Origin of the sequence: Corynebacterium suedekumii, from assembly GCF_030252185.1 — a bacterium.
GTDB classification, from domain to species: domain Bacteria; phylum Actinomycetota; class Actinomycetes; order Mycobacteriales; family Mycobacteriaceae; genus Corynebacterium; species Corynebacterium suedekumii.
Map to the genome: position 1 here is coordinate 765,020 of NZ_CP126970.1, position 17,481 is coordinate 782,500.

18 protein-coding genes and 1 pseudogene are annotated in these 17,481 nt (G+C 67.1%); 14 read left to right on the forward strand and 5 right to left on the reverse strand.

The genetic code is table 11. The features are described 5' to 3' along the window. Window positions 1–77: 77 nt before the first annotated feature. On the reverse strand, window positions 78–1,316 hold the full coding sequence (locus QP029_RS03740) for a dicarboxylate/amino acid:cation symporter (RefSeq protein ID WP_284875524.1): 1,239 nt from the start codon (window positions 1,314–1,316) through the stop codon (window positions 78–80). A 104-nt stretch (window positions 1,317–1,420) separates the two neighbouring features. Here QP029_RS03740 and QP029_RS03745 point away from each other — a divergent pair, with 104 nt between their 5' ends. The 12 genes from QP029_RS03745 to QP029_RS03800 all read left to right on the forward strand — a co-directional run bounded on the left by QP029_RS03745 (window position 1,421) and on the right by QP029_RS03800 (window position 13,430). After that, complete coding sequence (locus tag QP029_RS03745; RefSeq protein WP_284875525.1) at window positions 1,421–1,876, forward strand: SdpI family protein; 456 nt, start codon at window positions 1,421–1,423, stop codon at window positions 1,874–1,876. A 204-nt stretch (window positions 1,877–2,080) separates the two neighbouring features. After that, the gene (locus QP029_RS03750) at window positions 2,081–3,637 is read left to right on the forward strand and encodes an anthranilate synthase component 1 (protein WP_284875526.1); all 1,557 of its coding nucleotides are present in this window, start codon (window positions 2,081–2,083) and stop codon (window positions 3,635–3,637) included. Beyond that, complete coding sequence (locus QP029_RS03755) at window positions 3,634–4,281, forward strand: anthranilate synthase component II (RefSeq protein WP_284875527.1); 648 nt, start codon at window positions 3,634–3,636, stop codon at window positions 4,279–4,281. The genes QP029_RS03750 and QP029_RS03755 overlap by 4 nt, the downstream gene beginning before the upstream one ends. Further along, the gene (gene trpD / locus QP029_RS03760) at window positions 4,282–5,310 is read left to right on the forward strand and encodes an anthranilate phosphoribosyltransferase (protein WP_284875528.1); all 1,029 of its coding nucleotides are present in this window, start codon (window positions 4,282–4,284) and stop codon (window positions 5,308–5,310) included. It begins immediately after the preceding gene. After that, window positions 5,297–6,742: a bifunctional indole-3-glycerol-phosphate synthase TrpC/phosphoribosylanthranilate isomerase TrpF gene (gene trpCF, locus QP029_RS03765; RefSeq protein ID WP_284876140.1), complete on the forward strand. Its 1,446-nt coding sequence runs from the start codon at window positions 5,297–5,299 to the stop codon at window positions 6,740–6,742. The genes trpD and trpCF overlap by 14 nt, the downstream gene beginning before the upstream one ends. Continuing rightward, on the forward strand, window positions 6,739–7,974 hold the full coding sequence (gene trpB, locus QP029_RS03770; RefSeq protein WP_284875529.1) for a tryptophan synthase subunit beta: 1,236 nt from the start codon (window positions 6,739–6,741) through the stop codon (window positions 7,972–7,974). The genes trpCF and trpB overlap by 4 nt, the downstream gene beginning before the upstream one ends. 2 nt (window positions 7,975–7,976) lie before the next feature. Beyond that, window positions 7,977–8,822 (forward strand): tryptophan synthase subunit alpha, encoded by an 846-nt coding sequence (gene trpA, locus QP029_RS03775; RefSeq protein ID WP_284875530.1) that lies wholly within the window; start codon window positions 7,977–7,979, stop codon window positions 8,820–8,822. A 186-nt stretch (window positions 8,823–9,008) separates the two neighbouring features. After that, window positions 9,009–9,854, forward strand: coding sequence for a MerR family transcriptional regulator (locus QP029_RS03780; RefSeq protein WP_284875531.1), 846 nt, complete (start codon window positions 9,009–9,011; stop codon window positions 9,852–9,854). Further along, a complete protein-coding gene (locus tag QP029_RS03785) occupies window positions 9,851–10,741 on the forward strand; it encodes an ABC transporter ATP-binding protein (RefSeq protein WP_284875532.1) in 891 nt (296 codons plus the stop codon). The genes QP029_RS03780 and QP029_RS03785 overlap by 4 nt, the downstream gene beginning before the upstream one ends. Beyond that, window positions 10,738–12,312 carry a hypothetical protein gene (locus tag QP029_RS03790; RefSeq protein WP_284875533.1) on the forward strand — a complete coding sequence of 525 codons (1,575 nt, stop codon included), beginning with the start codon at window positions 10,738–10,740 and terminating at the stop codon, window positions 12,310–12,312. Before QP029_RS03785 ends, QP029_RS03790 begins: the two co-directional genes overlap by 4 nt. 25 nt (window positions 12,313–12,337) lie before the next feature. Next, a complete protein-coding gene (locus tag QP029_RS03795) occupies window positions 12,338–12,892 on the forward strand; it encodes a hypothetical protein (RefSeq protein ID WP_284875534.1) in 555 nt (184 codons plus the stop codon). A gap of 193 nt (window positions 12,893–13,085) precedes the next feature. Further along, complete coding sequence (locus QP029_RS03800; RefSeq protein ID WP_284876141.1) at window positions 13,086–13,430, forward strand: Rieske (2Fe-2S) protein; 345 nt, start codon at window positions 13,086–13,088, stop codon at window positions 13,428–13,430. Here the strand turns inward: QP029_RS03800 and QP029_RS03805 are convergent. Continuing rightward, window positions 13,427–14,522: pseudogene (locus QP029_RS03805) on the reverse strand (NADH:flavin oxidoreductase/NADH oxidase). The gene QP029_RS03800 and the pseudogene QP029_RS03805 overlap by 4 nt on opposite strands. Window positions 14,523–14,563: 41 nt before the next feature. On the opposite strand from QP029_RS03805, the gene QP029_RS03810 reads away from it, so the two are divergent. Together QP029_RS03810 and QP029_RS03815 are read left to right on the forward strand one after the other, a co-directional pair. Then, window positions 14,564–15,523, forward strand: coding sequence for a bile acid:sodium symporter family protein (locus QP029_RS03810; RefSeq protein ID WP_284875535.1), 960 nt, complete (start codon window positions 14,564–14,566; stop codon window positions 15,521–15,523). A gap of 34 nt (window positions 15,524–15,557) precedes the next feature. After that, complete coding sequence (locus QP029_RS03815) at window positions 15,558–15,878, forward strand: hypothetical protein (protein ID WP_284875536.1); 321 nt, start codon at window positions 15,558–15,560, stop codon at window positions 15,876–15,878. Here QP029_RS03815 and QP029_RS03820 read toward each other — a convergent pair. Genes QP029_RS03820 through QP029_RS03830 form a run of 3 tightly spaced genes read right to left on the reverse strand, consistent with a single transcriptional unit; the run spans window position 15,875 to window position 17,465 of the window. Beyond that, complete coding sequence (locus QP029_RS03820; protein ID WP_284875537.1) at window positions 15,875–16,222, reverse strand: branched-chain amino acid transporter permease; 348 nt, start codon at window positions 16,220–16,222, stop codon at window positions 15,875–15,877. The genes QP029_RS03815 and QP029_RS03820 overlap by 4 nt on opposite strands. After that, complete coding sequence (locus QP029_RS03825; protein ID WP_284875538.1) at window positions 16,219–16,923, reverse strand: AzlC family ABC transporter permease; 705 nt, start codon at window positions 16,921–16,923, stop codon at window positions 16,219–16,221. Before QP029_RS03825 ends, QP029_RS03820 begins: the two co-directional genes overlap by 4 nt. Beyond that, window positions 16,923–17,465 (reverse strand): YqgE/AlgH family protein, encoded by a 543-nt coding sequence (locus QP029_RS03830; protein WP_284876142.1) that lies wholly within the window; start codon window positions 17,463–17,465, stop codon window positions 16,923–16,925. The genes QP029_RS03825 and QP029_RS03830 overlap by 1 nt, the downstream gene beginning before the upstream one ends. Window positions 17,466–17,481 lie beyond the last annotated feature (16 nt).

Genomic DNA, 17,481 nt, shown 5'->3' on the forward strand with positions numbered 1-17,481 from the left:
GACCTGCCGAAACAGTGTCCCTGAACACGTGTGAGGCGCGACCCCGATCCAGGGTCGCGCCTCACTGATTCCGGAGGTTACTTCTCGCCTCCGATGGCGGCGTCGAGGTCCTCACGATCCTCGTCGTCCTCCGCGACGGCGGCGGGAATCCGACCCTTGGCGTACTTGTTCACGATCATGGCGATCGCGCCGTCGCCGGTGACGTTGGCGGCGGTGCCGAAGGAGTCGACGGCGATGTAGGCGGCGATCATGAGGGCGACCTGGGAGTCGTCGAATCCGAGCATGGAGGCCAGCAGGCCGACGGCGGCCATGATGGCTCCGCCCGGCACGCCCGGGGCGGCGATCATGGTGATACCGAGCAGGAGGATGAAGCCGATGGCCAGGCCGACGGAGACCTCGATGTTGGCCATGTAGACGATGGCGAAGGCGTAGAGCCCGATCTTCATCATCGAGCCGGCGAGGTGGATGGTGGCGCACAGCGGGACGACGAAACCGGCGACGTTGACCTCCACGTCGTTCTTCAGGGTGGAGGAGTAGGTGACCGGGATGGTCGCCGCGGAGGAGGAGGTACCCAGCGCGGTGGCGTAGGCCGGCAGCATGTTCTTGAAGGCAACGAACGGGTTCCGGCCGGTGACGGCACCGGCGATGCCGTACTGCAGGGCGAGGTAGACGAAGGTCATGCCCACGGACAGGAGCAGGACCTTGCCGAAGGCGACGAGGGTGTCGGCGAGGTTGCCGTTCATGCCCAGGGACAGGAACATTCCGAAGATGTAGATCGGCAACAGGGGGATGATGAAGGCGGTGATCACCTTCATCACCACGCGCTCGAGGTCGCGGGAGCCCTTGTACAGGGTGTCCGACTTGACGGTGGTCATGGCCAGGCCGACGGCGAAGGCGAGCAGCAGGGCGGTCATCACCTCGAAGGGCGGGGACATCTCGATGCTGAAGAAGGGGGCCAGTGCCCCTTCGTCGATGTCCACGGCCTCGACGGCCTGCTGGTCGGCGAGCAGCCACGGATACACGGCCTGGGAGACGCCGTAGGCGATGAAGCCGGAGACGATCGTGGACACGTAGGCGATGCCGGTGGTGATGCCCAGCCACTTGCCGGCGCCGCGACCGAGGCCGGCGATGGCCGGGGTGATGAGCGCGAAGATGAGGACGGGGACGAAGAATCCCAGGAAACCGCCGAACAGGCCGTTGAACGTGACGAACACGCGGGCCAGCCAGTCCGGGAAGAAGAAGCTGCAGATGATGCCCAGGATGATCGCGATGATCACTCGGAACAGCAGCGAGGACGTCAGACGCCGGAGGTCCATGAGGCCTCTTTCAGGTGAGCAGGACAAGGTCGAGCATGACGTTACTCCCGCACCCTGGTCAGGGCCGGATTCGCCTGCGGATTTCGGGGGGATAGACTGCAGCCATGACCGTGATCGGCGTTATCCTGCTCGTCCCTGCCCTCATTCTCCTCGTGGTCGGCGCCCTCGCCTGGACCCGGAAGCTCCCCGGCAACTCCACCGTGGGCCTGCGCGTCCCGGAGGTCCGGAAGTCGCAGGAGGCGTGGGATGCGGCCCATGCCGTGGCGGGGCCGTTCTGGGTGCTGGCGGGTGTGACCATGCTGTTCGGTGCGCTCATCTCCTTCGTGGCGTCCGGCTGGTTCTGGGTGCTGCCGGTGCTGGCGGTCCTGGTGGCGGTGCTCATCGTCAGTGTCGGGGCGAACACGGGCGCACGGATGGCCGTGCTCTTCGATCAGCAGGCTGCGTCGTCGGACGAGGGGTGCGGGGAGAACTGCAACTGCGGTTCCGGGGGCCATGCGGAGCCTGCACAGGTGGATCTGGATGCGCTGCGGCGGGCCGCGAACGCCGCCGATGAGCGCTAGGGAATAAAAGTTGCACTTCCCGTCGTGCGGGATTAACGTTTCACAGTGTGAACAACATCTCTTCCTTCCGAAGCACCAACTGGTGGTGGCGCGCGTAGTCGGCGTGCCACGTATGTTGCAGCAATCAGGGCCCGCCAGCTTCCCTCCGAAGCGTCGCGGGCCTTTTCTCATGGTCGGCCGGCGGCGCACAACCGAAAGGTCCGTATGAGCTCCCCGACCGTCATCACCCGTGAAGTGCGGTATCACGCCGACGCCTCCGGCCTGTTCGCCCACATCGGCGGCACCACCGCGGATGACTCCGTGCTGTTGGAATCCGCCGACATCACCACCCGCTCCGGCATCTCCTCCGTCGCGGTCATCGCCGCGTCGGTGCGGTTGACCTGCGTCAGGAACACGGTGACGGCGGTGCCGCTGACGGCGTCGGGGCAGGTGGTCGTCGATAAGCTGGATGCCCAGCTGGCCGCGTACGCGGACGGTGCCCACCGCTACACCTTCCCCGCCACCGACGCGGTGGATGAGCGGGAGCGGCTGCAGGCCGTCAGCCCGGTCGAGCCGCTGCGGGCGTTGACGCGGGACGCGGGGTACCAGGATGAGACGCTGCCCATGCTCGCCGGCGGCATCGCCTTCGACTTCCTGGCCACCTTCGAGGAGCTGCCCGCCGTCGCCGACGGCCCGAACACCTACCCGGACTACCAGTTCGTGCTCGCCGAGATCGTCCTCACCATCAACCATGAGTCGCAGACCGCATCCCTGACCGGCGTGTCCTTCGGGGACGAGGGCGTGGCGGAGCGCATCGAGGACCTCGTCGCGCTTATCGACGCCGCCGAACCCTCCGCCGAGCACGCCTACGAGGTGACCGAACATCCTTCGGATGTTCTCCGCGTCGAGGCCGACATCGCCGACGACAAGTACTGCTCCTGGGTCGGTGACCTCAAGGACAACATCCACAACGGCGACATCTACCAGGTGGTGCCGGCCCGGACGTTCTCGGCGCCCTGTCTCGACGCCTTCGCCGCCTACCGCCAGCTGCGGGAGACCAACCCCAGCCCGTACATGTTCTACCAGCGCGGCATCGACGAGACCGGCACCGCCTACGAACTCTTCGGCGCCTCCCCGGAGTCCAACCTCAAGTTCAACCCGGCCGACCGGGAGGTGCAGCTCTACCCCATCGCCGGTACCCGTCCCCGTGGCATGAACCCGGACGGGACGATCAACGACGAGCTGGACATCCGCATGGAACTGGAGCTGCGGACCGACGCCAAGGAGATCGCCGAACACACGATGCTCGTCGACCTGGCCCGCAACGACCTCGCCCGCGTCGCCGTCCCCGCCACCCGGCGGGTCGCCGACCTGCTGCAGGTGGACCGCTACTCCCGGGTCATGCACCTGGTCTCCCGGGTGACGGCCACCCTCGACCCGTCGCTCGACGCCCTGGACGCCTACCGCGCGTGCATGAACATGGGCACGCTGTCCGGGGCGCCGAAGATCCGCGCGATGGAGCTGCTGCGCGGCGTCGAGAAGCAGCGCCGCGGGTCCTACGGCGGTGCCATCGGCTACCTCCGGGGGGACGGGACGATGGACAACTGCATCGTCATCCGCTCCGCCTTCGTCCGTGACCGCACCGCCCACGTGCAGGCCGGCGCCGGCGTCGTCCGTGACTCGAATCCCCAGTCCGAGGCCGACGAGACCCTGCACAAGGCCTACGCCGTGCTCAACGCCATCGCGCTCGCCGCGGGCTCCACCCTGGAGGTCATCCGATGACGCACATTGTGCTGATCGACAACCACGACAGCTTCGTCTACAACCTCGTCGACGCCTTCGCCGAGGCCGGCTACCGCTGCACCGTGTTCCGCAACACGGTGTCGGTGGAGGATGTCCTCGCCGCCGGACCCGATCTCATCTGCCTGTCCCCCGGACCCGGTTACCCGGGGGACGCCGGCATGATGATGACGCTCATCGAGCGGGTGATCGGCGAGATCCCGCTGCTGGGCATCTGCCTGGGATTCCAGGCGCTGCTCGAGCACCTCGGCGGCACCGTCGAACCCTGCGGCCCCGTCCACGGCGTCTCCGTACCCATGCGGCTGACCGAGGAGGGGGTGACCCATCCCGTGTTCGAGGGCCTGGCTGTCGACGCCGGCCCCGACCTGCCCGGGGTGGTCGGCCACCTCGTGCCGGTGGCCCGCTACCACTCCCTCGGCTGCATGAGCGCCCCCGAGGGGCTGCGGCCGCTGGCGGTGACGGAGACGGGGATCGGGGACGTGGTCATGGCCGCGGAGACCACCGACGGCACCGCCCTGGGACTGCAGTTCCACCCCGAGAGCGTGCTCAGTCCGTCCGGCCCGATCATGCTCACCCGTAGCGTCGACCATTTGTTGAATAGTGCAATAAAGGAAGGTTCCCACTAAATGACCAGCGACAAGACACTCCAGACCCTCATCTCCTACCTGGACAACCCCACCCCGACCGTCGAGGAGGCCGTCGAGGCCTTCACCCCGCTCACCGTCGGCGAGTACGACGACGTCCACATCGCCGCCCTGCTGGCCACCATCCGCACCCGCGGCGAGACCTTCGAGGACATCGCCGGTGCCGCCAAGGCCTTCCTCAACGCCGGTCGGCCCTTCCCCGTCGACGGCGAGGGTGTCCTCGACACCGCCGGCACCGGTGGCGACGGCGCCAACACCATCAACATCACCACCGGCGCCTCCCTGGTCGCCGCCGCCGGCGGCCTCAAGGTGATCAAGCACGGCAACCGCTCCGTCTCCTCCAAGTCGGGTTCCGCGGACGTGCTCGAGGCACTCAACATCCCCCTCGACCTCGACCCGGACCGCGCCGTCCGCCAGTTCGAGTCCTCCAGCTTCACCTTCCTCTTCGCCCCGGCCTACAACCCGGCCGTCGCCCACGTCCAGCCGGTGCGCAAGGCCCTCAAGGTGCCCACCCTCTTCAACGTCCTCGGCCCGCTGCTCTCCCCGGTCCGCCCCGAGTTCCAGATCATGGGCGTGGCCAACCCGGAGCAGGGACAGATGATCGCTGAAGTATTCCGCGAGCTCGGTCGTTCCCGTGCCCTCGTGGCCCACGGCTCCGGCACGGACGAGATCGCCGTCCACGGCCCCACCACCATCTGGGAGCTTCATGAGGACGGGACCATCGAGAAGTACGAGATCACCCCGGCTGACCTGGGCGTGTCCGAATGGGCGCTGTCCGATCTCGTCGGTGGCGACGGTGAGGAGAACGCCACCCACATGCGCGCCATCTTTGACGGCACCGGCCCGCAGGCCCACCGCGACGCCGTCGCCGTCAACGCGGCCGGCATGTTCTACCTCAACTCCCGCGTGGACAGCCTCCGCGATGGCACCGAACTCGCCCTCTCCCTGCTCGAAGACGGCACGGTGCGCGACTGGCTCGCCCGCCACGAGGGGACTGATTACGGTGTCTAAGCTTCCCACCGTCCTCGAGGGCATCGTCGAGGGACGCCGCGGTCACCTCCCGGAGATCCGGGAGCGCATCAGTCACGTCGACGTCTCCGCTCTGCCGGCCTCCACCCGTTCGCTCTACGACGGCCTCCGCGGCCGGGGGAGGGGAGAGGCCGCCCCCGCGTTCATCATGGAGTGCAAGTCCTCCTCCCCGTCACTGGGGATGATCCGGGAGCACTACGAGCCCGGCGCCATCGCCCGCATCTACTCGCGCTACGCCTCCGGAATCTCCGTGCTCTGTGAGCCAGACAAGTTCGGCGGCGACTACGACCATCTGGCCACCGTCGCCTCCTCGACGCATCTGCCGGTGCTGTGCAAGGACTTCATCGTCGACGAGGTGCAGATCCACGCCGCCCGCTACTTCGGCGCCGACGCGATCCTGCTCATGCTCTCCGTGCTCACCGACGAGGAGTACGCGTCCCTGGCCGCGGTGGCGGAACGGTACAGCCTGGACATCCTCACCGAGGTCATCGACGAGGACGAGGTGGCCCGCGCCGTGGCCCTGGGTGCGAAGATCATCGGCATCAACCACCGCAACCTCCACGATCTGTCCATTGACCTGGGTCGATCCGCCCGTCTCTCCGCCCTGCTGCCAGCCGACGCGGTCGTGGTCTCCGAGTCGGGTATCCGGGACAATGCCACCGTGCGTGAGCTCGCCGGGCACTCCAACGCCTTCCTCGTGGGCTCCCAGCTCACCTCGCAGCCGGACATCGACCGCGCCGCCCGCGAGCTGGTGTACGGCGTGAACAAGGTATGCGGCCTCACCACGCCGACCGCGGCCCAGGCTGCCCGCGCCGCCGGTGCACTGTACGGCGGACTCGTCTTCGAGGACGCCTCCCCACGCAATGTTTCACGTGAAACCGCCGCCGAGATCATCGCGCACGAACCCGACCTGACCTACGTCGCCGTCTCCCGCCGTACCGACGGCTACGCCGATCTCATCCAGGAGGGCATCGGCGTGGTGCAGGTCCATGCCCCGTACCAGGGCTCCACCGACGCCGAGATCGCGCTTCTCGACGCCGTCACCGACAACGTCCCCGAGAACGTCCAGGTCTGGCGCGCCGTCTCCATGACCGGTGACCACGACGGCGCGGCCCTCGCCCGGGCACTCGTCGAATCCGACTCCGTCGACGCTCTCGTCCTCGACGCCGGCGACGGCGGCACCGGCACCAGCTTCGACTGGTCCGGCATCCCCGACGACGTCAAGGACATCAGCTTCCTCGCCGGTGGACTGACCCCCGACAACCTTCCCGCCGCCCTCGCGATCGGATGCAACGGCCTCGACCTCAACTCCGGGGTGGAGTACCCCGGCCAGGCCGGCCGTAAGGACGCCGGGGCCCTGCGCCGCGCCTTCGAGACCATCCGCCGATTCGCAACCCCCAAGGACCCCTCATGACCGACACAACCAAGCTCCCCGCCTACTTCGGCGAGTTCGGTGGCCAGTTCGTCCCCGAATCGCTCATTCCCGCCCTCGACCAGCTCGAGCAGGCGTTCATCGACGCGCAGAACGACCCCGAGTTCCGCGCCGAACTGGCCGACTACTTCCGCGACTACCTCGGTCGGCCCACCCCGCTGACGGAATGCTCCAACCTCCCCGTTGAGGGAAAGGGGAAGGGACACGCCCGCATCTTCCTCAAGCGCGAGGACCTCGTCCACGGTGGCGCCCACAAGACCAACCAGGTCATCGGCCAGGCCCTGCTGGCCAAGCGGATGGGCAAGACCCGCATCATCGCCGAGACCGGCGCCGGCCAGCACGGCACCGCCACCGCCCTGGCCTGCTCGCTGCTCGGCCTCGAGTGCGTCATCTACATGGGCGCCAAGGATGTCGAGCGCCAGCAGCCCAACGTGTACCGCATGAAGCTCATGGGCGCGCAGGTCATCCCGGTCGACGCCGGGTCCGGCACCCTCAAGGACGCCGTCAACGAGGCGCTGCGGGACTGGACCGCCACCTTCCACGAATCCCACTACCTGCTCGGCACCGCGGCCGGCCCGCACCCGTTCCCGACTATCGTCCGCGAGTTCCACAAGGTCATCTCGGAGGAGGCGAAGGCGCAGATGCTCGACCGCGTCGGCGCGCTTCCCGACGTCGTCGTGGCCTGCGTCGGCGGCGGCTCCAACGCCATCGGCATGTTCGCCGACTTCCTCGACGACGACAGCGTCGAGCTGGTGGGCACCGAACCCGCCGGCCAGGGCATCGACTCCGGAAAGCACGGTGCGACGATCAACAACGGCCAGATCGGCATCCTCCACGGCGCCCGCAGCTACCTCATGCGCAACTCCGACGGTCAGGTGGAGGAGTCCTACTCCATCTCCGCCGGCCTGGACTACCCGGGTGTCGGCCCCCAGCACGCCCATCTCCACGAGTCCGGCCGCGCCACCTACGTGGGCATCACCGATGCGGAGGCCCTCGAGGCCTTCCAGCTGCTCTCCCTCCACGAGGGCATCATCCCCGCCCTCGAGTCCTCCCACGCCATGGCCTACGCCCTTAAGCGGGCGGCCCTGGCGGAGGAGGAGGGCAGGGACATCACCATCCTCGTCTCCCTCTCCGGCCGCGGCGACAAGGACGTCGATCACGTCCGCCGCACCCTCGACGAGAACCCCGAGCTCAAGCTCAAGGAGGACAACTAGCCATGACCACCCGCTATGAGAAGCTCTTCGCCGACCTCGCCGAGAAGAACGAGGGTGCCTTCGTCCCCTTCATCATGCTCGGTGACCCCACGCCGGCCGACGCCCTGGAGATCATCCGCACCGCCGTCAACGCGGGTGCCGACGCCCTCGAGCTCGGCGTCCCCTTCTCCGACCCGGTGGCCGACGGCCCCACCATCCAGAAGTCGCACATCCGGGCACTCGATGGGGGAGTGACGGTCAATGACGCGATCGACCAGATCCGCACCATCCGGTCGGAGTTCCCCGATCTGCCCATCGGCATGCTCATCTACGGCAACGTCCCCTTCACCCGCGGGGTGGACAAGTTCTACCGTGAGTTCGCCGAGGCTGGTGCGGACTCCGTCCTGCTTCCCGATGTCCCCGTGCGCGAGGGTCAGCCCTTCGCCGAGGCCGCGGAGGCCGCTGACATCCATCCGATCTTCATCGCGCCGGCACAGGCCACCGAGGAGACGCTCGAGGGGGTCGCCGCGAGCTCCAAGGGTTACATCTACGCCGTCTCCCGTGACGGTGTCACCGGCACCGAGCGTGAGTCCTCCATCACCGGTCTCGAGGACGTGGTGAACAACGTGAAGCGTTTCGGGGGTCCACCGATCCTCCTCGGGTTCGGCATTTCCTCGCCCGATCACGTCCGCGATGCCGTGGCGGCCGGTGCCGCCGGCGCGATCTCCGGGTCGGCGATCACGAAGATCATCGACAAGCACGTGGAGGGGGAACACCCGAACCCCGGTCGCGTCACCGACATGGACGCCCTGAAGAAGGAGCTGATTGCGTTCGTCTCCGCCATGAAGGACGCGACGAAGAAGGCCTGATTGCTTCGTCCCGCTCATCGAACGCCCCGACTTCGGTCGGGGCGTTCGATGTTTCACGTGAAACACCGCCCCTGCCGATCGTCACCGTGACGAAACACTCCCGCCCCGCCAGAGGTTCCCTGCCAGTCCCATAACGCTTTGGATTCGGCTTGCCTGTGACGCTACGTCACGGTGTTCACTGAGGGCATGAGAATCAAGGAACTCGCGGATCTGGTCGGCGTGACCCCCCGGACCATCCGCCACTACCACCACGAGGGTTTGCTGCCCGTGCCGCCGGGTGATGGGGTGCGGGACTACGGACTCGACCACGCCGTCCGACTGGTCTGCATCCGCCATCTCACCGAATCCGGCCTCTCACTGTCAGCCATCAGGGGAGTGGTTGATGACCCGTCGATGAGCCTGGCGGATGAGCTCGCCGTGGCGGAGGAGGCCATCGATAAAGAGATGGTGGCACTCGCCCGCCAGAAGAAGCGGCTCCGGCAGCTCCGGGACCAGGCCGACCCGGGCACGGGGTCGGACCCTCTCGCAGACGTCATCCCGGTCCCGTCGAGGATCGCCTGGTTCTACGAACAGGTGGGGCCACGTTTGCCGGACGCGGCCCTGCCGCTGTTCGAGCAGGAACGCCGGGCGATGGAGGTGTTCTTCCGTTACCCTCCCCTGGCCCGTCTCCTGGAGGACTGGCTCCAGGATTTCTCTCCCGAACGCATCGACGCCACCGTCGCCATCTACGAGCTCTTCGCACGTGTCCCGGACATGCCTGCCGCGGAGACGGAGGAGGCCATCCGGGGGCAGCTGGCCGCGTTCCGGAGTCTCTTCGGCCCGAACTGGGGATTCCGGAAGTCGGCGTGGTCGACCTCCATCCAGGCCACCCTTCTCGCACCCGGCGTCCTCAGTCTGCACCGCCACACCTACCCGCACCCCAACCACCAGTTGTTCATCCGGCTTGTCCTTTCGGAAGCGGCAGAGATTATGCAATGCCACAGACACCCCGACCAGGTTTCACGTGAAACATCAGGAGTTGATCCCTTGTGACCACCGTCATCAAGACCACCGATCTGGTGAAGAAGTTCGGTTCCTTCACCGCCCTCAACGGTTTCACCCTCGAGGTCGACGAGGGGAGCATCCACGGATTCCTCGGCCCCAACGGTTCCGGAAAATCGACCACGATCCGCATCCTCCTCGGGGTACTGCACGCCACGGCAGGCACGGCCCGGGTACTGGGGGAGGATCCCCGTCGCACGCCCGCCGTGCTCCGGCGCGTCGGGTACGTGCCCGGTGACGTCGCCCTGTGGCCGTCCCTCACCGGCCGGGAGGTCCTCCGCGCCCTCGAGTCACTGCGCGGCCGGCCCGTGGACCGGGGGAGGGAGGAGGAACTCATCGACGCATTCAAGCTGGATCCCGACAAGAGAACCCGCGACTACTCCACCGGCAACCGGCGCAAGGTCAGCCTCGTCGCCGCCCTGTCCTCGGGCGCCGACGTCCTCATCCTCGACGAACCCACCGCCGGGCTCGATCCCCTCATGGAGAACGTCTTCATTGAACAGGCACTCCGCGAACGCCACCGCGGCGCCACCATCCTGCTGTCCAGCCACATCATGAGCGAGGTGGAGAAGCTCTGTGACGCGGTCACCGTCATCAAGGCCGGCCGGGCGGTGGAGACGGGCACCATCGCCGAGCTCCGGCATCTCTCCGCGCATGAGGTCTCCGCCACCGTCCCGACCCTCACCCGGGAGCTCCGCATGCTTGCCGACGCCACCGTGGACGGCCACCGCCTCCACGTCACCGCCACCCGGGAACAGGTCCCCACCGTCCTCCGGATGATCCTGGATGCCGGGGGAGAGGACATCACCACCACCCCGGCCAGCCTCGAGAAGATGTTCCTCAGCCACTACGGCGATGACGAGGCGGTGGCGTCATGATCCGCCTCAACCTGCGGCTGCGCAGGCGCTTCATCATCATCTGGTGTCTCTGTCTCTGGGGCCTGCTCACCGTGTTCCCACCCGCCTACGAGTCCTACTATCCCACCCCGGAATCACGGGAGACATTCCTCGCCGGCATGCAGGCCAACGCGGGAATGTCGGCCGTCTACGGCCCCCTGGAGGCACCGGCATCCCTGGGCCAACTCGTCGCCTGGGAGGCCGGCGGACTCCTCCTCATCCTCGGTGCCGTCATGGCCGTCCTCATGGTGACGGGACTGCACCGGAAGTCCGAGCACCTCGGGTACACCGAACTCCAGCTGTCCACCGGGATCAGCCGACTCGCACCGGCCGGCGCGGCGCTGGCCGCAACCACCATCGCTGCCGTGATTATGGGGCTGGGATGCGGCATCACCCTCTGGGCCAGCCAGCTGTGGGTACCGGAGATGACGACATCAGGAGCCGTGGCCTTCGGAGTGACCACCACCCTGGCCATGGTCGGCTCGGCCCTGCTCGCTCAGATAGCCATGCTCTTCGTCAGCAACGCTCACTCCGTCGGACGTGTCGGGCTGCTCACCGTCGCACTGTCCTTCCTCATTCGTGCGGTCGCCGACGCACAGGAACTGGGATGGCTCAACTGGTTGTCCCCGCTCGGGTGGAAGACGGTGATCGCCCCCTACCTCGACGACGATCTCGGATCGGCGGCGCTCCTGGCGCTCGTGTGCCTGGCCGCCGGTGCCGTGGTTCTCGGGGCCGAACGCACCCGGGACAACGACACGGCCATGATCCACGTGCCTCACCGGACCCGCCATCGTCCTCGGCGCATCAACGGTATGGCTCACCTGGCGACGATCCTCAGCTGGGCGAGCATCCTCACCTGGGTGATCGTCATCTTCGGGCTGGCGGCGTTCCTGGTGGCCCTCACCGGGTCGTTGAGCGGGTGGATGGAAGCGGACGAGAGCATCGGCCAGGTCTTTGATGAGATGTTCGGTTCCGGCGACATGAAGACGGAGTTCATCGTCTACGTGGCCAAGCTCCTCGGCATTCTCGTGGCGACCACCGGCATCCAGACCGTGGTGTCGTTCCACTCCGGCGAAAAGGACGGGACCGTTGACCTGCTTCGGTCCACGGGTATCCGACGGTGGGCGCCGTACGGCTCGTACACCCTGGTGGCCTGCGTCGGTGTCCTCCTCGCCACCGTCGGCCTGTGGGCCGGCTCCTGGCTGGGTTTGGTCACCCAGGACAGCACGGTGGCCCAGGACTTCGACACCGCGGTCCCGGCGGCCTGGTCCCAGGCCGGGCCCGCTCTGCTCCTCACCGGCATCGCGGTCGCCCTCGTGGGACTGGCACCCCGCCTGGCTCAGATGGCGTGGGCACCGGTCGCCGCAGCCACCCTTCTCACCCTCTTCGGGCCCCTGTTCAAGGCACCCCAGTGGATGATCGACCTGTCACCGTTCGAGTATGTCGTGCGGCCGGATGAGGGATCCTGGGGCGTGCACGGTGCGATGGTCGCTGCAGCAATCGCCCTCATCCTCATCGGTCTCTACGGGGCACAACACCGCGAAGTTCACTGACGGTTTCACGTGAAACAATGGGGTAATGACTGACAAGTTCACGACGGGTACGGGCCGAGACATCGAGGAATGGATGGAGTATCTCCGTTCCCATGACAAGGGAGCGGAGGATCTGCACAAGCTCACGCATCAGCAGATGGCTGTCCTCGCCGTCGATGGCGGCGCCTCGGAATGGTGGGCGCAGGGCATCGCCGTGGAGATCGAGAGGATCATCGGGCGCCGACAGGTCGGCCAGACGGTGACGGGTTCCGTCAACGCGGGTGCGAGCAAGACCGTGCCGGGGGAGTGGCGGGAGGTCTTCGAGAAGTTCGCCACCTTCATGGCCGAAGGCGGAGAGGAGGTGCTTCCGGTGGAGCTCGACGGTGAGCCCTCGACGTCCGCGACGGAGAAATGGCGTTACTGGCGGGCGACGTTCGCCGACGGGTCGTCCGCGACACTCGACTGCTCGGACGCCCCCACGGGTGACAGGAGGAAAACCCGGTTGAGCATGAAGCACGACAAGATCCCGGCGATGGATCAACGCGACTCCGTGAAAGCCCACTGGAAGCATGTCCTGGCGTCATTCGCGGATTCCCTCTGACGTCACAGTGACGTAATGCCGACTCGCCCGGGCCCAGCGCAAAACGTCACCCATTAGTCACGTCGCTATTAATGACCGTACGCCCATGACTGGCCACGCCAACGATAGGGTTACCCCGGTAACGTCCCTACCCCCGGCGGTGCGTCGACCGGTCGACAGCAGGCATACTGACACCATGACCTGTAACCGTCGCATGTTCCTGCTCGGCACCGCCACCACCTTCGCCGGTGCCTTCCTCGCCGCCTGCGGCTCGGCCCCCACCGCAGAGGTCGCCGCCACCGAGGTGCCCGTCGGCAGCGCCGTCATCATCGATGACTTCATCATTGCCCAGCCGACCGAGGGCACTTTCGTCGCGTACTCGACGACCTGCCCCCACCAGAACAACCCCATCACCGAGGTTGAGGGGGACACCGTCCGGTGCACCCATCATGACTCGGTGTTCAGCATCAAGGACGGCTCGGTCGTCTCGGGTGTCGCCCGGGATTCCCTCACCACCAAGCCGGTGGTGCAGAACGGCGACACTCTGACCGTGGGTTAACGCCAGGCGCCCCGGGCGTAGGAACCGGGGTAGGGGATCTCCTCCCGGGGCACACCGAGTTCGTGGGCGGCCCGGAAGGGCCAGGCCGAGATCCCGCAGTGCGGCACGGCCGAGCAGGACGGCGTCTGCGGCGGCGTCGTCAAGAATCTTCTCGGCCTGTGCAGGTTCGGTGATCATGCCCACCGCGGCCGTCGGGATGTCGGCCCGCCGGCGTATCTCGGCGGCGAACTCGACCTGATAGCCGGGTCCGACCGGGATGTCTGCGTGGGAGGCGCCACCGGTGGTCACGTCGATGAGGTCGACGCCCTGTTGCCGCAGTAGTGCGGCCAGTTCGACGGTCTGGTCAAGATCCCAGGCGCCGTCCACCCAGTCGGTGGCAGAGAGGCGCACGAGCAGGGGCATGCCTTCGGGGATGACCGCCCGGACCGCGTCGACCACTCGTCGGATGAGGCGGGTGCGGTTGTCGAGGGACCCTCCCCACTCATCGGTGCGGTGGTTCGCCAGGGGAGTGAGGAACTGGTGGAGAAGGTAGCCGTGGGCGCCGTGGAGCTCGACGGTGTCGAAGCCGGCGCGGACCGCCCGCTCCGCCGACGCCGCGAACTCGCCCGGGACCGCCTCGATCTCCTCGACCGTCATCTCCCTCGGCACCGCGAGGCCGTCATTGGCCACGGCGGAGGGGCCCACGGGAATCCAGCCGCCGTGCCCCGGCGGAATGGTGTCCGTGTCGTCGACCGGCTCCTGTCCCGGACGGGCGGGCACAGTGGAGGATTTCCGGCCGGCATGGTTGAGCTGGATGCCCATCGACGCCCCCTGGGAGTGCACGAAACGGACGATGCGCGCCCACGCCTCCTCCTGCCGGTCGTTCCACAGTCCCGTGCACAACGGGGAGATGCGACCCTCGGCGCTCACGCCGGTCGACTCGGCGATGATGAGCCCGAACCCGCCGGCCGCCCGGGCACCGTAGTGGACGAGGTGCCAGTCCTCGGGTGTCCCGTCGGAGTCGAAGCAGTGGTACTGGCACATGGGCGGTAACCACATCCGGTTGCGGATGGTCAGGTCGCGGAGCGTGATCGGTTCGATGAGGGAGGTCATGGTGCCCATGGTAGGACGGAACGGGTCGTAGACTGCTAGGCATGCTGTCCCGTCTCAAGCGGACTGACCCGCTCATCGTCCTCATCATCCTGGCGGTCATCGTCGCCATCATCGCCCCGGCCCGGGGGGAGTTCGCGGAATGGTTCGCGGTGGCCACGAACCTGGCCATCGCGCTGCTGTTCTTCCTCTACGGTGCCCGTCTCTCGACGCGGGAGGCGCTCAACGGTCTACTGCACTGGAAGCTGCACCTGACCATCCTGGTGTTCACGTTCGTGGTGTTCCCCCTGCTGGGATGGGCGTTGCAGCCCTTGACGCTGGTCATCTCGGAGGGGCTCTACCTGGGCATTCTCTATCTCACCCTGGTGCCGTCGACGGTGCAGTCATCGGTGGCGTTCACGTCCATCGCCAAGGGCAACGTGGCGGGGTCGATCGTGGCGGCGAGTGCGTCGAACCTGGCGGGTGTGTTCCTCACGCCGTTGCTGGTGCTGCTGTTCATGTCCGCCGGTGACGGCGTTCACGTAGACGCCCAGGTGTTCATCGACATTGCGCTGCTCCTTCTCCTGCCGTTCGTCCTGGGGCAGCTGCTGCGCCGGTGGGTCAAGGGGATCGCGGCGAACAAGGCGACGAAGGTGGTGGACCGCGGGTCGATCACCATGGTCGTGTACTCGGCGTTCTCGGCGGGCATGGTGGACGGCGTGTGGGGTCAGGTGACGGTGGGGGAGATCATCTTCCTCGTCGTGTTCTCCACCATCTTCGTCGTGGTCATGCTCTGGCTCACCCGTTTCACCGCGCTGCGGCTGGGCTTCAACGACGCGGACATGAAGGCCATCCAGTTCTGTGGCACGAAGAAGTCGCTGGCGACGGGTCTGCCGATGGCCTCGGTCATCTTCGGCGGCGCCAGCCTCGGCCTGCTCATTCTGCCGTTGATGATCTTCCACCAGATCCAGCTGATGATCTGTTCCTGGCTTGCCGCACGCTACGCCCGCGAGCCTGCCGCCTGACCGTCGTTTGCCCTTCCGGCCGAAACCGCGCACGATGTTTCACGTGAAACCACACATCTACGTCCGCATCGACATGACCATCCCCGGCGCCGGCTCCGTCATCCATCTGGCCGAACTCGCCGAGATCGACGAGGCCACCTGCCGGATGGTCCGCATCATCGAGCTCGACCCGGCGGAGACGATCCGGGGTGCCGCCACGCAAAGCACCGTTGCCGGCATGGCGAACAAGCCGAATGACGTCGTCCCGCATCCGGACTCCTACACGGATTTCCCGGACATCGAGTCCCGCCCCATCGATGCCGAGGAGTTCGAGGGGCTGTGGGCGGAGGCCACCACGGCGTTCCCGGAGCTCTAGAAGACCAGGTTCACCAGGGCCATGTAGGCGACAGTGCCGCCGAGGATGGACAGGCCCGAATCCCGCTTCCAGGCGTGCAGCCCGAGGGTGACCGCCACCCCGCTGAGCGCAGCCGGCACGCCCCCGGGAGCTGATGCCTGCCCGAACAGTGTGTAGACCACGAGCACGGCCATGACCCCCACCGGCATCATGAGGCCCAGCAGGGCGAAGAACTGATTGCCCTTGAGCGCACGGACGAAGGCGAAGGGCAGCCATCGCAGAGCCACGGTGATCACGGCGATGGGGATGAGCACGGCAAGGGTCTGCGAGAGGGTGACGCCGTCGGGCAGTCCGTAGTCCATCACACCCGCCATTCCAGGACGCGGTCCAGTCGCGGTGAGAGGTAGCGGGCGATGAGGATGAGGAAGTAGGCGCTCAGTGCGACCATGAGCAGCTGGCCGGGTACCAGCAGACCCGCGACGATGGCCAGCGCCCCCGCGATGAGGACCAGCGAAAGATCCCGGTTGTTCTGGAACGTCTCCCACGCGAGGACGACGAACAGGGCGACGAGGGCGAACTCCATGCCCTGGATACCGGCCGGGATGATCTCACCGACCAGGGCACCGACGATGCCCGGCACCACCCACATGGTCTGACAGAACAGCTGGATGGTCAGCAAGCGGGGCCCGGAGATTCTTCCCGGCGGTCGGGCCGAGGCGATGGCGTAGGACTCGTCCGTCAGGGAATACGTCGAGTACGCCCTGCCCGCGGGGGAGGAGATGGCGTCCCGGGGGAAGGTGAGCCCGTAGAAGATGTGCCGGAAGTTGACCATCAGGCCGGTGATCGCCGCGGAGACGGGGCCGACGCCGGCGGTGACGAGGTTGATGGCCAGGAACTCCATGGAGCCGGCGTAGATGACGATGGAGAAGATCGGCGTCCACCACCAGGCGAATCCCACCTGGGTCATGAGCAGGCCGAAGGCCAGGCCCAGCGGGATGAGTCCGAGGGCCACGGCCCAGGCCTCGCGGATCCCTCCGCGGATCTCCGGGAGGGCGGATCCGCTCATCAGTTGTCCACCAGCTCCGCGGGGAAGGTGGAGAACAGTGGCAGGGGCATCTGCTGGCGGCGCATGACATCTCCCCAGAGGTCGGCTCGGCCGGGGGCGATGACGTCGGTGGGCAGGGCGGGGGCGACGAACCAGTCGCCGCGCTCGATCTCCTCGGCCAGCTGACCGGGCTCCCATTCGGCGTAGCCGGCGAACAGGCGGATGCCCTCCACGAGGTCGACGATCTCCTCGGGCTCGGCCCGCAGGTCGACGTGAGCGAGGCGGTTGGCCAGTCGGTTGAGCTGGGGGGACTGCTTCGGGTCCACGCCCGCCTTGGTCATGGCAAGGCCGACGACGGACTGCTGGTTGAGCGGGCCGCCGATGTAGAGGGCCTGGGGTTTGGCCACGGCGGGGAGCCATTCGGGCATGACGTTGAACACTGCGACGTCGCTCCGCGAGGCGAGGTTGACGCCGAAGGTGAGGTGTTCGTTGTGCTCGATGATGAGCACGACGCTGCGGTTGAACTCGTCCGACATCATGCCCGGGGCGGCGACGAGCAGCATGCCGGGTTCCGGGTCG

Bases quoted from the DNA above. Each gene is read 5' to 3' on its own strand.
- QP029_RS03740 (WP_284875524.1), bottom strand. From the start codon at position 1,316: ATGGACCTCCGGCGTCTGACGTCCTCGCTGCTGTTCCGAGTGATCATC.
- QP029_RS03790 (WP_284875533.1), top strand. From the start codon at position 10,738: ATGATCCGCCTCAACCTGCGGCTGCGCAGGCGCTTCATCATCATCTGG.
- QP029_RS03825 (WP_284875538.1), bottom strand. From the start codon at position 16,923: ATGAGCGGATCCGCCCTCCCGGAGATCCGCGGAGGGATCCGCGAGGCC.
- trpD (WP_284875528.1), top strand. From the start codon at position 4,282: ATGACCAGCGACAAGACACTCCAGACCCTCATCTCCTACCTGGACAAC.
- trpB (WP_284875529.1), top strand. From the start codon at position 6,739: ATGACCGACACAACCAAGCTCCCCGCCTACTTCGGCGAGTTCGGTGGC.
- QP029_RS03750 (WP_284875526.1), top strand. From the start codon at position 2,081: ATGAGCTCCCCGACCGTCATCACCCGTGAAGTGCGGTATCACGCCGAC.
- QP029_RS03795 (WP_284875534.1), top strand. From the start codon at position 12,338: ATGACTGACAAGTTCACGACGGGTACGGGCCGAGACATCGAGGAATGG.
- QP029_RS03815 (WP_284875536.1), top strand. From the start codon at position 15,558: ATGTTTCACGTGAAACCACACATCTACGTCCGCATCGACATGACCATC.
- QP029_RS03780 (WP_284875531.1), top strand. From the start codon at position 9,009: ATGAGAATCAAGGAACTCGCGGATCTGGTCGGCGTGACCCCCCGGACC.
- QP029_RS03830 (WP_284876142.1), bottom strand. From the start codon at position 17,465: ATGCTGCTCGTCGCCGCCCCGGGCATGATGTCGGACGAGTTCAACCGC.
- trpA (WP_284875530.1), top strand. From the start codon at position 7,977: ATGACCACCCGCTATGAGAAGCTCTTCGCCGACCTCGCCGAGAAGAAC.
- QP029_RS03745 (WP_284875525.1), top strand. From the start codon at position 1,421: ATGACCGTGATCGGCGTTATCCTGCTCGTCCCTGCCCTCATTCTCCTC.
- QP029_RS03810 (WP_284875535.1), top strand. From the start codon at position 14,564: ATGCTGTCCCGTCTCAAGCGGACTGACCCGCTCATCGTCCTCATCATC.
- QP029_RS03755 (WP_284875527.1), top strand. From the start codon at position 3,634: ATGACGCACATTGTGCTGATCGACAACCACGACAGCTTCGTCTACAAC.
- QP029_RS03800 (WP_284876141.1), top strand. From the start codon at position 13,086: ATGTTCCTGCTCGGCACCGCCACCACCTTCGCCGGTGCCTTCCTCGCC.